This window comes from Enterococcus sp. 3C7_DIV0644, from assembly GCF_002141235.1.
Classification (GTDB): domain Bacteria; phylum Bacillota; class Bacilli; order Lactobacillales; family Enterococcaceae; genus Enterococcus_D; species Enterococcus_D entomosocium.
The window spans coordinates 486,107-499,257 of the sequence record NZ_NGLK01000001.1 but is presented as its reverse complement, the minus strand read 5'-3'; the positions used below and the strand labels follow the sequence as shown (position 1 = coordinate 499,257).

The following is a 13,151-nucleotide window of genomic DNA, read 5'->3' as shown; positions in this document are numbered from 1 at the left end:
CTCCTATTATTTTATCACTTGATAAAATAAAAATACCATTTTTTTTATTTTCAGCAAACTATCTTGCTTACAAAGAGTAAATTCGGTGAAAAAAGGAAGGTTATTTAGAAGGGCGTCTGTTGATTGAAGAAAACCAGTTGCTGCCCCCTGATTTCAATAGGAGCGTTGGAGCAGCGAAGGAGCGGGGGATTTTAGTGAAAAAGAACTAGGATAACAGTAAAAGCCCTCTGATTCAGCGCACGCAAACACTTGGCGTATTTTGAAATCAGAGGGTTTCTATTTAAAGTCTGGTGCTGGATCAAAGTGTCAATCGTCAGTTTCTTTGCTTGTAGCGATAACTAACGGCACGATTTTTTCAAAGGTGTGGCGGAAGCTTTCAGGTTGTGCTAATTTTTGATAAATGATCGCCAAACCGTCTTGGTTTTTGCGATAATCCAACCAAACCTTCAGCTCACTTTGAGGACCATATTTCTTTGAAATGTACTGATACGCTTCTTGGTGCAATTGTTCTAGATCTGTGAGTTGCTTTTTCTCATAAGCAAAAAGCAAGGTTCGCTTGAGGATTCGCTCAAAATCTAAGTCACGATCGGCTTCGGAAATAATTTTGCCATAAAGCGAGCGAGGCTCATAAGGCAGCGAAGCACGATGGTCTTCTACTGCTTCGCCGATCATTGAAATGACTGGAGGAGAGAAAAAGTGTGGCAACACAGCATCTTGTTCAACGATCTTGCGGGAATTGCTTTCGTGGTTTTTGCGGCCATAGAGCAAGCCGATATCATGGTAGGCAGCTACCGTATAGACGATATTCAGGTCAACAGGCAATGTTTCAGCAATCTCAAAACTATTTTGGATCACTTGGTGGACGTGCGCTGGGGAGTGACTGCTATCCAATTGGTTGTATTGTGGGATGATGGAGCTTTCAATATAGTGCTTTAGTTGTGGATCAATCTTCATTTGTCTGGTTCTCCTGCCTTTCTTATGCTAGATGAGGGGGAATTGAGCCAGTGCCAAACCGATCACTCGTTTCTAGACCTAGCGGCTGACGACAAAAGCCAAAGGGCTGTCCATCAATGGTGATTTGCTGCTTGAGCCACGGAAGGTAACTGATGGTATCTGTTGGATCGCCGGCAGCTGCTTGTTCCATTTTCTGCCATTCATCCGACGTAGAAATCGTTGCAGCACCTTTGAGTAACCCTTGCCAAATCACCTGGATCTCCTCGGGACAAAGGTTTCCTGCCATTGATGACAGCCCGTTAAACCCTAGTGCGACCTTTTCCGCCAAGTCCGCTTCACCACCAGCATAAAAACGAAAATCGGCAGCCGTCTTTGTTTTTAGTTGAGGCACTCGCTCCTTACTGCAAGCTTCTTTTGAGCCGATCACCCGAGGGTCAGCGATCAAGGTCAAGAGACTTTCTGCAGATAAATCAAAGCCCGTGCGGCGGGGATTGTTGTATAAAATAACTGGTTTTTCGCAAGTATGGATCAATCCCTGAGCATAGAGGACGGCTTCCTTTTGGGTCAGGCAAAGATAAGGGGGAAAGCCTAAAACCACACCATCGATTCGGGGATTTTTGCTGATTGCTTCTGCCAACGCGAGCGTTTCATGAAATACGATGCCAGCTAAACCGAAGAGGACTTCGAAATCGGCTGCCCAGCTGGTTTCTTGCGCTAAGGCATGTAGAAGCTGTTTTTTTTCTGTTAAGGTCAATGAGTGCTGTTCACCGGTGGAGCCGCACACCAAAACCGATTTGATCCCTTGCTTTTGCAGTTGCAAGATATGAGCGATCGTCCTTTTCGTGTCAAGTCTTTCTGCATGATCAAATGCTGTTGGGACGGCAACATGCAGTGAGTGATTCAATGAAGTCATCCGATTCATCCTTTCTTGTGATACGTTTAGCCAGCGATGTTCTTCTTGCTTCTGGTGCAAGCCAAGGAAGACGAAATAACTGATTATCCACTAAGTGTAGCAAACTTCTCGTTTCAGCAAAAGGCTTAGCAAAATATTTTTAAAACGGTGGTTGCGTTTTCAAATAAAGCATGGTATTATGCAAGTAATAAAACAGGCATGTGACTGGTAATGCAGGCAGGACCTATAAAAAACATGGAAGGGATCGTTGGATTCCGTTCAATGTTTTTGTAGGTGTTGCCTGCTTTTTTCTTTGTTTGGCCAACAAAGGAAAACTAATTAAAGGAGAAGAAAATTATGAATGTAAAAGAAACGGCAACTGCCATCGTTGAGTTGATTGGCGGAAAAGAAAATATCGCACATTTGGAACATTGCTCCACACGCTTGCGCTTTACCTTAAAAGACAATAGCCTCGTACAAAAAGATGCCTTGGAAAAAGTCGATGGCGTGATTGGGGTGCGACAAAATGTCCAATGCCAAGTCATCATCGGCAATGATGTCGTCGAAGTGTATGATGAGGTTATGAACGTGTTAGGTCATGAGCTAACAGCGGATGGAGGAAGTGAAGGCAAACAAAAACAATCGTGGGGTGCGGTCCTGCTTGATTTTATTATCTCGATTTTTCAACCGTTGATTCCAGCGGTCGCTGGTGGGGGCGTCTTGAAATCCTTACTGCTACTTGCTTCTGTCACTGGATTGATGGACAATACCAGCCAAACGTATCAAATTTTGAATCTGATCGGTGGCGCACCATTGTATTTCTTACCGATTTTAGTGGCGATCACCACGGCAAATAAATTAAAGGTCAACCAATTGGTGGCGGTTTCCGCTGTCGGTGCCTTGATTTTGCCTGAACTAACAACACTATTGACAGATGGCGCAGCTTTCATGGGCTTCGGTTTACAAAATATCGCTTATGCGTCACAAGTATTTCCAGCCATTTTAACGGTTTTATTTTACGCTCAAATTGAAAAACTGTTTACCCGAATCTCACCAAAACCGATCCGTATCTTCTTTGTTCCAATGATGAGCTTAGTTATTACGGTTCCAGTTGCTTTATTGATTTTAGGCCCATTAGGCTTTGAAGTCGGAACGATTTTTTCAGCAGCGATCATTTGGCTGTATGCCCATTTAGGTTGGGTGGCAACAGGGATCTTAGCCGCTGTTTTACCATTGATGGTGGTTACCGGTATGCACAAAGCTATGATTCCTTATGCTGTTTCGTCTATGAGTGAGATGGGGGCAGAGCTGTTATACTTACCTGCCTCATTGGCACATAACATCGCAGAAGCCGGTGCTTGTTTTGCGGTGAGTGTTCGGACCAAAGACCAAAAACTTCGTTCAACCGCTGTTTCTGCAGGCATCTCCGCCCTTTTTGGCATAACCGAGCCTGCTTTGTATGGGGTGACGATCCTGCACAAACGAGTGCTTTACGGCGTGATGGCTTCCAGCCTAGTTGGTGGTGCAGTGGCTGGGTTATTTGCCATCAAGGCCTTCGCATTAGTTGGTCCCGGTCTAGCAAGTATCACTATGTTCGTCGATGAAGCCAACCCGATGAATCTTGTGTGGGCATTAGTCACGTTAGGGGTATCCTTTGCTGTTTCCTTCGTCCTTGTCCTTTTCTTATTCAAAGACAAAACAGTGGAAAATAAGACAACAGTTGCCGATCCGAAAGCCGAAGTATTGAGTAAACCAGTAGAAGGCCAAGTGGTAGCCCTATCTGAAGTCAACGATGAAGTCTTTTCAAGCGGTATGATCGGAGAAGGTTTCGGGATCATCCCGACGTCTGGCGAATTGATCGCACCGGAAGATGGCGAAATCACGATGTTGTTTGAAACCAACCATGCGATCGGGTTAAAAACTCGTAATGGCGCAGAATTGCTCTTTCATATCGGCTTGGATACCGTTCAATTAGAAGGCAAACACTTTACCCCTTACGTGAAAGCGGGGGATCAAGTGAAACAAGGGCAACCACTGATTCAATTTGATCTAGATGCCATCAAAGCAGCTGGGTTTGATCCAATCGTGATCTGTGTGGTCACCAATCAAGAGAACTTTACGGTCAAACCGATCGAATCAACCGATGAGCGCAACGAACAAGGTGTTTTATCGATTGCACCGATCGTCTAAACCAATGAGCAATGCAACAAAAACAATGTAAAAGGGGATTGAAAAAATGACTGAAACAACTTTTCCAAAGGACTTCTTATGGGGTGGCGCTATCGCCGCAAATCAAGTAGAAGGGGGATGGAATCTTGGCGGCAAAGGCTTGTCGGTAGCGGATGTGGCTACTTACAAACCTCATGTCGACGTGAAAAACTTTGCAGCACATATGAGCGTGACTGTTGAAGCCGTCAAAGAAGCAATGGCGGATTCAACGGATACCATCTATCCAAAACGCCGAGGGATCGACTTCTATCATCGCTATCCAGAAGATTTGGCTTTATTTGCGGAGATAGGTTTTAAAGTATTGCGTTTATCGATTGCATGGACCCGATTGTTCCCAACTGGGGAAGAAACGACACCCAATCCAGAAGGGATCGCTTTTTACCGCAATGTCTTCCAAGAAATGCAGCGTTTGGGAATCAAACCGATCGTAACGTTGTCTCACTATGAGATGCCGTTAGCGCTTAGCTTGAAGTACAATGGCTGGGTGGAACGTAAAGTGATCGATGACTTTGTCCGTTTTGCGACCGTTTGCTTTGAAGAATTTGGGGAGTATGTGGAGTATTGGCTGACCTTTAACGAAATCGACAGTATCCATCGTCATCCCTTTACAACAGCAGGTCTCATTCCTGAGCAATCAGAAGCTGGTAAGGAAGAGCAAGACGTGTATCAAGCCCTCCATCACCAATTTGTGGCCAGCTCATTAGTGACAAAAATCGCCCATGAAATAAATCCCGACAACAAAGTCGGCTGTATGATCACGAAGTTGATGACGTATCCATTGACTTGTGACCCATTGGATGTTGAATTAACTTTAAAGAAAAACTTGGAAAATGATTTTTATGCGGACGTTCAAGTCAAAGGTGCTTATCCGCGAATGATTGAAAAAGATCTGGAAAAACGGGGCATCAAGATTGAAATGGCACCAGAAGACCGCCAAATCTTAAAAGATCACACCGTTGATTTTCTTTCTTTCAGTTATTATATGTCTATGGCTGAATCAGGCGACCCACATGCGGAACGGACACCGGGCAATACGGTTTTAGGGGTAAAAAATCCCAAGCTGCCGTCAACTGAATGGGGCTGGCAGATCGATCCTAAAGGCTTGAAAATCTCCTTGCTTTCATTGTATGATCGGTATCAAGTGCCATTGATGATCGTTGAAAATGGTATGGGTGCCGTGGATGTCCTTGAAGACGGTCAAGTGCATGATCCGTATCGGGTCGATTATTTCAAGGCACACTTCAAACAAATGAAGGAAGCCATCGATGAAGGAGTCGATTTGATTGGTTATACTTCATGGGCACCGATCGATCTGGTCAGTGCTGGGACGTCACAAGTGACGAAACGCTACGGCTTCATTTATGTGGATGCCGATGATGAAGGAAACGGCAGTTATGACCGTTTGAAAAAAGATTCCTTCGATTGGTACAAAGAAGTGATCGCTACCAATGGCGCAAGTTTGGCAGAATAAACAGTGAGGAGCGAGAGTGCATGATTTACATCAAGAAAGTCTTAAATTCAAGTGTCGTACTTGTTGATAAGGAAGGCCAGGAAATGATTGCACTTGGGAAGGGGATCGGCTATGGAAAGAAAGTCGGCGACAGCATAGCCGATACCCAGATCGATCAAGTTTTTCTGCCAATCGATGAAAAAAAATCGGGTCAGTTTGCCGATTTGGTGGATGAGATTCCGTTGTACTATTTTGAAATGACCAAAGAAATCGTTCAGCTGGCGCAAAAAATGCTGCCCTATCCGCTAAATTCAACGATTTACCTTACCTTATCGGATCACTTGCACTTTGCTGTGGAACGTCAGCAAAAAGGCTTGAGTGTGACGAATCGACTCTATTGGGAAATCAAGAATTACTATACGGAGGAATTTCGAGCCGCCGAACAGGCACTACGCTTGTTGAAAGAGAAGTATCAAATTGATCTGCCGGAAGAAGAAGCCTCCAATATCGCGTTTCATTTGATCAATGCCCAGTCGAACACCGAGGAAAATCAAGATGGGTTGAAAAAAGCCAAATTGATCGGGTTGATCGTCAATATGGTACGCTACTCGATCCAGCAAGACGTCAACACCAATTCGATCCATTATAATCGCTTTATCACCCACGTGCGTTTCTTCGTTGACCGGTTCTTTTTGGATGGTCTGCTGCAAGAAGAAGACGAAGGACTATACCGTCAAATGTGGGCTCTTTATCCAAATGCTATGGAGATCGCGACAAAAGTCAAAGCCTATATCGATAAAGAATATCAAACGAAGATCCCTGTCAATGAAATCGTCTATCTAGGCGTTCATATCAATCGGTTGATGAACCATTCAGCGATCAATTCCTAAGCGTCCTCATTTTTAACAAACACAAACAAGCCGTTTCCCTTTGCTGGAAGAAACGGCTTGTTTGTATTTAGTAGGCTTGCTTGTCAGGAATCACGCCTCGAACGCCGCCTTTTGGTTCCTCCACGTCGCCTTGGTAGCGTGGGATCAAATGACAATGGCAATGAAAGACCGTCTGTCCGGCAGCCTCCCCGCAATTGAAGCCGATGTTGAAGCCGTCTGGTCGATAGGTTTCCAACAAATAGGCTTTGCCTTCCTGCAACAAAGCCTGCAAGTCTTGTAATTCCTTTTGGGTGAGGGCAAAATAATCCCTTCGATGTTCTTTGGGGATCAATAGCAGGTGTCCAGGGGTGACGGGAAACTTATCAAAGATCGCATAAAAGCGTTCGTTTTCAAAGATCGCATGTTTTGAGGCAGTACAAAAAATACAAGTCAAAATCTTCCGCTCCTTTTTCTCAGCTAGATAGCGTATCGATACTTATCTTTAGTGTACCAAAAGCTGATTCGAAATGAAACGCACGACAAAAAGCATGTCATTATGAGTCATTTGCGAGTAAAATGAAAAAAAGTTTGCTGATTCGCTTGACTTAGAGTGCACTTCAACCTGTATGCTTAGTGTAACTTAAAAAACAGGAGGACGAGCAAATGAACTATGTAAAATTTGGCAATACGGGACTTGATGTGTCACCATTATGTTTAGGGACAATGGGATTTGGCGATCCCAATAGTGGCTTTCATGAGTGGGTGTTAGAAGAAGCAGATAGTCGCGAAGTCATCAAAAAAGCCTTGGATCTAGGCATCAACTTTTTTGATACGGCAAATGTCTATTCTTATGGAGCGAGCGAAGAAATCGTCGGTCGAGCATTGAATGATTTTGCTCCGCGGGATGAGATCGTGGTTGCCACAAAACTGTATTCAAAAATGAAGCAACGGCCAAACAGTGGAGGGCTGTCTCGAAAAGCGATCTTTTATCAAGTCGAACAAAGCTTAAAACGCCTACAAATGGACTACATTGATTTGTATATCATCCATCGTTGGGATTACCACACGCCAATTGAAGAAACCATGAAGGCCTTACATGATTTGGTGGTTTCTGGAAAAGTGCGCTATATTGGTGCATCCGCGATGTACGCTTGGCAATTTGCCAAAGCACAAGCAGTTGCAGAGAAAAATGGCTGGACCAAATTTGTTTCGATGCAAAATCACTTAAACTTGCTTTATCGAGAAGAAGAGCGAGAAATGATGCCCTTGTGTGCCGATCAAAAAATTGCCGTGACGCCATATAGTCCTTTGGCTGCTGGACGTTTAACAAGAGATTGGGGTGCAGAGACCAAACGGTACTTAACGGATAAAACCGCCAATCAAAAGTACGACAAAACGATGGAACAAGACCGGGAGATCGTGGCACGAGTCGCAAAGATCGCTGACAATCACCAAAGCAAACGGTCGCAAATCGCCTTGGCTTGGTTATTGCAAAAAGAACAAGTGGTCGCACCAATTATTGGCGCAACAAAAGAAAGCCACTTATTGGATGCTTTACCTGCCCTTGATCTAAAGCTGACTGCCGAAGAGATTGCTTATTTGGAAGAGCCTTACTTGCCTCATGCAGTGGTAGGAGCGGAATAACGAGTAACAAAAGGGCTTCTGGCTCGTAGCATACAAAACGATCTAGGAAAAAATGCAAAACAAGGAAGTGAAGTCATGAATATCAAAAAAGTCAGTGAACTGAGCGGTGTCTCAGCTGATACCATCCGTTACTATGAAAAAATTGGGCTGATTCCGCCGGTCAAACGCAATAAAAACGGTGTTCGTGAATTTGATGATGACGACTTAAAATGGATCACCTTTACTAGGCAAATGCGTAATGCTGGACTATCGATTGATGGGTTGAGTCATTACCTGGCTTTATTTGAAGAAGGGCGAGGGACGGTTCCTGAGCGCAAGCAGCTCTTAGCAGAACAAATTGCGGTACTCAGGGAGAAAATCTCAGATATGACGGAAGCTGTTGAACGTTTAGAATACAAACTAGAACATTACGACGAGCATGTTCTGCCGACAGAAGAACGATTGCGTCAACGAAAAGCCAATTTGGTCACTAAGTCTTAATGACTGAATTCGCTACTATGGAAATTGAAACGTTCTGCTCAATGGAATCCAATAGAAAGGAAGCTTATGAAACGACTTGCGATTTTAGGTGCTGCTGGAACGATTGGGCAGCTGATACGCCAAACACTTTTAGAAAGAACCAATTTCTCCCTAGTACTCTATGCCCGCCAGGCAACGGAGCGTTTACAACAGATTGATGCTGCGCGTGAGACGATCATTGATGGTGACTTTCTCGATTTAGGACGACTCGTTCGGGCATTGCAAGGTTGCCAGTCGGTTTTTTTGACGGATATCCATGATTCGCGGGCAACGCTGCGGGTGATCGAGGCGATGAAATTAGCAGAGGTCAGCCAATTGATCAGTGTCGCACCAGAAAGAAACCTTTGTCATCCAGAGGCATTAAAGCAATTGGTGTCCGCAACTGATCTTTCCCTTTCCCCGAAAAAGCATCAGCTGTTATTGCAGCAAAAAAATCGCTTGATGTCCTATCAATTGATTAAAGGATCAGAATTGTCGGTTTACTTTGTTCATTTGCCGTCAGAGAAGAAACGTATGGCGAATAGAAGAGCATGGCGGGAATCTGTTGTAGAAGAAATCCTTTCCGCTTGTGATTGCTGTGCAGCTTAACAGCAATCTTAAAGGAATGAAAAAATAGCAGAATACTTTCTTGAAGGTCAGAATCAATTTTTTCATGTTTTCATGAAAAAATTGGTTCTTTCTTTTACGATTTTTTTGATAGAATAGACAGAAGCTTTTATACATAAAAATAGTTGCCAGATCGAAAGGAGAACGTTGATGGAAACACTTATCAAAAAAAATCTTGCTTTATTGCTTGGGGTGCTATGGATCTGCATCGCATTAAACTTCTTCCTTTTACCTCACAGCATTGCTTCTGCCGGCGTCGGGTCGATTGGCTACCTCATCGAAACTGGCTGGTCGATCAATCGCCATATCGTTGTCTGGGGTATAAATTTATTGATGCTGGCCCTTGCGTTTTTACTTTTGAAACGAGAGGTCTTTGTCAATACGGTTATCGGTAGTTTGGCATTTCCCGTTCTTCTAGCACTTTTACCAGAAATTATGCTGCTGCGCTTTTATTCCATCTCATTGATTTTAGGTAGTTTCTTCTTTAGCTTCGGCATCTTTTCGCTCTACAAAATTGGTGCGTCTAATGGCGGCGTGACGATTCCGCCACTAATTTTGGAAAAATACTATGGCATTCGCAGATCTAGTGGGGTTTTCTTAACCAATTTGATCATCATCTTATTGAACCTTCTGATCTTTTCTTGGCAAGAAGCACTTATTTCTGCCTTTTCAATCTACTTGATTGCCTTCTTCATGCGCCTCTTCATGAGAATCGAACAAAAAATGCAGGCCAAGAAATCTGTGAAAGTCCAAGGAACAGCAAAATAGAGTAACATTTCAGAAGCAAAACATCGGTGCAAAAAATCTGCACCGATGTTTTTTAATATTTTCTTTTTCTTAGAACAGCTATGGAACCAGTCAAACAAGCGATGATCAAAAAGCAAGTTAACAACAGTGCTGGCAGCAGTTCCCCTAGTTTGATTTGGTCGGTTAAGTAGTTAGGAAATTGGCTGGAAAGGGAATATGGATTCCAGTTTGTTACTTGACTCCATAGGTTGCCTAACATGCCCATCAGATAACAGACGCCAATAAACAACAAACCTTGATAGATACTTTTAGCAAAGCTGGAACCTAGCAGCAGGATGCTGATTGCTAGTAAACCGAAAAGCCAATAGCTGACCAAAGCGCTAGGGACTTGAGCAGCGCTGGAATCATCGAAATAAATCATCGTATAAAAAGCACTGACACTGGCACTTATGAGGTAACTCAAAGACCAAAGAATCATTAAATAGCAAGCTTTTGCTATGACGATCGTGGTTTTTGGTAAGCCTCTGGTGATCAGCTGAATAAAGGTACCCTGATTTATTTCGGCTGAGAGCGTATCGGTAAAAAGAATCACAAATACTAGCAGGCCAATCGTGCCGATGTTGCTGTAAAACTGAAGCCACGCATCGATCGATGTCGGATCAGCAATCGTGATTTCAATCGATTCCGGCATCATACTGGCCATCAGTTCTGGCATGATTTTGGCAGTAAAGGGAGAAAGCATACCAATCAGGGCAAACAGGATCAAGCAAATCAGTAGTTTTTTGCTGCGAAGACCGCCGAGAAACTCTTTCTTTAAGAAAACAAGAAACGCATTCATTTGATCACCTCCAAATAAATCGACTCTAACGATGGTTCGATTCTTTGAAAGGATTCTGGGACAATGTGTTGTTCGTTCAGCAATTGTAGCAGCTGTGAACCGATATTGGTTCCAGTTTGTTCATCGATCAGTAATTGATTGTTCTTTCTTTTCGCCGAAATACCGTGGATTGCTAACACTTTGGCAAATTTTAAATGGTCACCTTCGTCGGTAAAGACAATCCCAAAGACGGTTTTTCGATAACGGTTTTTCAAGGAATCCATCGTTTCGAACGCACGGATCTGACCTTTGTGCAAAATCGCAATATAATCTGACAGCTGTTCGACATCTGCGAGAATATGAGAGGAAAAAAGCACTGTCGTTTCTTCTTTGATTTTTTCCAATACATCAAGAAATGCTTTGCGTCCTAGAGGGTCTAGTGCGGATGTTGGTTCATCACAAATCAAGATGGCGGGGCGGTTGATCAGAGCTTGGGCTAACCCTAGACGTTGCTTCATGCCGCGAGAAAAGCCAGCGATTTTTTGTTTCGAAGCTTTCAGGCCTACCAACTCTAAGACTTCCATCACTCGCTGAGGCTGAAAAGATTCTTTATTTGGCTGAATTTTTCCGCAGAAAGTCAAATATTCTACAGCTGTCATAAAAGAGTAAAACTGCGGCACATCTGGCAAATAGCCGATCCAGCGATTGGTCTTGGTTGAGCCAAATTGTACTGGTTCGCCACAGACAGTGATTTCGCCTTCATCAATAGGGAGTAATCCTAAAATCGCTTTCATGGTGGTTGTTTTGCCGGCGCCGTTTTCCCCTACAAATCCCACGACACTCCCTTTGGGGACCGAAAAGGATAGGTCTTGTAGCACTTGTTTATGCCCAAAATGTTTGGATAAGTGATTGATCTCGATCATCTTCATTGTTGATCCCCTTTTCCAAAAGCAAAATAAAGGATAGGACCGATCAGGCTAACAAAACAGGCGATGAAGAGCCAAAGAATACGAGAGCCGAACTTAAATTGTTCTTGTTTTAAAATATCTCGAACTGCCAAAACGATCAAGATCAATTGCAAAAGAATCAGAGGGATCAGTATGGGCAAATAATCAGATATATTTTCTGGTACGTTTAGTGAAAAACTATTCATGTGAGTCACTCCTTTGCGAATTAGATACTTGTTCAGCCAGATTGCTCAAGCGCTGAAACAACTCTTTAAATGAGGGTTTTTCTTGATACGGTTCAAACAAGGGTGTCAGCTGTGCTATTGCAAGAAATTGTTTTTTGACACTACCTGAGTTACGCGGGATCTGACTCCCTAATTCTAATTCACTGATCCACTCATCGATGCTGTTGAAATAATCATCTCCTTTCAAAACGATTTCCTCTGGAGTAGCTTCTAATGTTTTGACATACAGCGTTAATGCTTGTAACAATAAGCTTTCTTTTCCTAAAGCAGCAAACGAAACCATCCCAGCGGCTAGAAAATTCAGTAAAGAAAGGGGATGCAATTCGGCCAGTTGGAAGCTCTCGCTGAGTGCCAGTCCACGTGCATAGTTTTTTTCCAGTTGCTCCTCGTCTTGTGTGAGCATTGCTAAATAATTCGTTAGCAAACTCATAAAAATAATTAAGTACTGGTAAATCGCACTTTGCGTAACGATCTCAGCTTGTTGCAACTGATTTTTTTGCTGAAATGCTGCGGCAATCAACGGTTCGCTAGGTAAAAAAGAGAGAGTTTTCGTGCCAAGGATCGCCAAGACTTCTTCTGGCTTGTTTCTCATCAGAAGACAATAAGCATCGATCTGTTTCGCTTGTTGTGCCAGCTCACTGTCTCCTTGGTCCATGATCCGTTGGTACAGGGTTTCTGCTTCCTTCAAATAGGTATTTTTCTTTGCTTCCATCAAAGCGTCTTCGTAAGTTTGCCCTTTCGGGACGCCTTCTACGGGGACATCCGGCAACAGATTCCAATGATTCAAGTAAAAGGACCCCATTTGTAATAAGAATGGATAACAAGAGTAATACCGTTTGGTAAAACTTTGAGCAAGAGCGAGAACTTCCGTTGGTGTTTTTGTTTGGAAGGCGTCTTTTAATAATTGGTAGATTCGCTGGATCTCTTTAGGTGATAGCTGCGAATCTAAAATCAATAATTCATCGACGCTGCAATCAAAATACGCCGCTAATAAGGGCAGTGAAGTGATATCTGGATACGTCTGTCCCGTTTCCCATTTTGAAACGGATGCTTTTGACACGTTCATAAATGCTGCTAATTCTTGCTGCGTAACGCCTCTGTGTTTTCTTCTCCGGGCGATTTCCTCGCCAATTGGTAAGTCCATAGTACACCTCCGATAGGTTTGTTTGATATACTTCTATCATAAGAGGAGAAGGGATAACTTACAATGGATTACTAGTTAACTTTTGGTT

General features: G+C 43.4%; 14 protein-coding genes. 7 read left to right on the top strand and 7 right to left on the bottom strand.

Annotated features, from left to right (window positions below; all coding sequences use genetic code 11):
• Positions 1-306: 306 nt before the first annotated feature.
• Together A5877_RS02490 and A5877_RS02485 are read right to left on the bottom strand one after the other, a co-directional pair.
• Positions 307-954 (bottom strand): HD domain-containing protein, encoded by a 648-nt coding sequence (locus A5877_RS02490; RefSeq protein WP_005235250.1) that lies wholly within the window; start codon positions 952-954, stop codon positions 307-309.
• Between the two features lie 22 nt (positions 955-976).
• Positions 977-1,867, bottom strand: a complete 891-nt coding sequence (locus tag A5877_RS02485; protein WP_086316293.1) for a dihydrodipicolinate synthase family protein — start codon at positions 1,865-1,867, stop codon at positions 977-979.
• A gap of 336 nt (positions 1,868-2,203) precedes the next feature.
• Between A5877_RS02485 and A5877_RS02480 the strand changes: the two genes are divergently transcribed.
• The 3 genes from A5877_RS02480 to A5877_RS02470 are packed head-to-tail and all read left to right on the top strand — an operon-like array spanning position 2,204 to position 6,415.
• On the top strand, positions 2,204-4,036 hold the full coding sequence (locus A5877_RS02480) for a beta-glucoside-specific PTS transporter subunit IIABC (protein WP_086316292.1): 1,833 nt from the start codon (positions 2,204-2,206) through the stop codon (positions 4,034-4,036).
• A 46-nt stretch (positions 4,037-4,082) separates the two neighbouring features.
• Positions 4,083-5,546 carry a glycoside hydrolase family 1 protein gene (locus tag A5877_RS02475; protein WP_005235257.1) on the top strand — a complete coding sequence of 488 codons (1,464 nt, stop codon included), beginning with the start codon at positions 4,083-4,085 and terminating at the stop codon, positions 5,544-5,546.
• A 20-nt stretch (positions 5,547-5,566) separates the two neighbouring features.
• Positions 5,567-6,415: a PRD domain-containing protein gene (locus A5877_RS02470; RefSeq protein WP_005235258.1), complete on the top strand. Its 849-nt coding sequence runs from the start codon at positions 5,567-5,569 to the stop codon at positions 6,413-6,415.
• Between the two features lie 67 nt (positions 6,416-6,482).
• Here A5877_RS02470 and A5877_RS02465 read toward each other — a convergent pair whose 3' ends face one another.
• Positions 6,483-6,848, bottom strand: coding sequence for an HIT family protein (locus A5877_RS02465; RefSeq protein ID WP_005235259.1), 366 nt, complete (start codon positions 6,846-6,848; stop codon positions 6,483-6,485).
• A gap of 209 nt (positions 6,849-7,057) precedes the next feature.
• On the opposite strand from A5877_RS02465, the gene A5877_RS02460 reads away from it, so the two are divergent.
• The 4 genes from A5877_RS02460 (at position 7,058) to A5877_RS02445 (ending at position 9,931) form a co-directional block, all read left to right on the top strand.
• Positions 7,058-8,038, top strand: a complete 981-nt coding sequence (locus A5877_RS02460; RefSeq protein ID WP_005235260.1) for an aldo/keto reductase — start codon at positions 7,058-7,060, stop codon at positions 8,036-8,038.
• 75 nt (positions 8,039-8,113) lie between these two features.
• A complete protein-coding gene (locus A5877_RS02455) occupies positions 8,114-8,518 on the top strand; it encodes a MerR family transcriptional regulator (RefSeq protein ID WP_005235261.1) in 405 nt (134 codons plus the stop codon).
• A gap of 66 nt (positions 8,519-8,584) precedes the next feature.
• Positions 8,585-9,145, top strand: a complete 561-nt coding sequence (locus A5877_RS02450) for an NAD(P)H-binding protein (protein ID WP_086316291.1) — start codon at positions 8,585-8,587, stop codon at positions 9,143-9,145.
• A gap of 168 nt (positions 9,146-9,313) precedes the next feature.
• A complete protein-coding gene (locus A5877_RS02445; RefSeq protein WP_008378566.1) occupies positions 9,314-9,931 on the top strand; it encodes a YitT family protein in 618 nt (205 codons plus the stop codon).
• Positions 9,932-9,983: 52 nt separating this feature from the next.
• Here A5877_RS02445 and A5877_RS02440 read toward each other — a convergent pair whose 3' ends face one another.
• Genes A5877_RS02440 through A5877_RS02425 form a run of 4 tightly spaced genes read right to left on the bottom strand, consistent with a single transcriptional unit; the run spans position 9,984 to position 13,063 of the window.
• A complete protein-coding gene (locus A5877_RS02440) occupies positions 9,984-10,748 on the bottom strand; it encodes an ABC transporter permease (RefSeq protein ID WP_005235271.1) in 765 nt (254 codons plus the stop codon).
• The gene (locus A5877_RS02435) at positions 10,745-11,656 is read right to left on the bottom strand and encodes an ABC transporter ATP-binding protein (RefSeq protein ID WP_005235273.1); all 912 of its coding nucleotides are present in this window, start codon (positions 11,654-11,656) and stop codon (positions 10,745-10,747) included. Before A5877_RS02435 ends, A5877_RS02440 begins: the two co-directional genes overlap by 4 nt.
• Entirely contained in the window at positions 11,653-11,880 is a 228-nt protein-coding gene (locus tag A5877_RS02430; RefSeq protein ID WP_005235274.1) for a PLD nuclease N-terminal domain-containing protein, read from the bottom strand. The genes A5877_RS02435 and A5877_RS02430 overlap by 4 nt, the downstream gene beginning before the upstream one ends.
• A complete protein-coding gene (locus A5877_RS02425; protein WP_086316290.1) occupies positions 11,873-13,063 on the bottom strand; it encodes a helix-turn-helix domain-containing protein in 1,191 nt (396 codons plus the stop codon). Before A5877_RS02425 ends, A5877_RS02430 begins: the two co-directional genes overlap by 8 nt.
• Positions 13,064-13,151 lie beyond the last annotated feature (88 nt).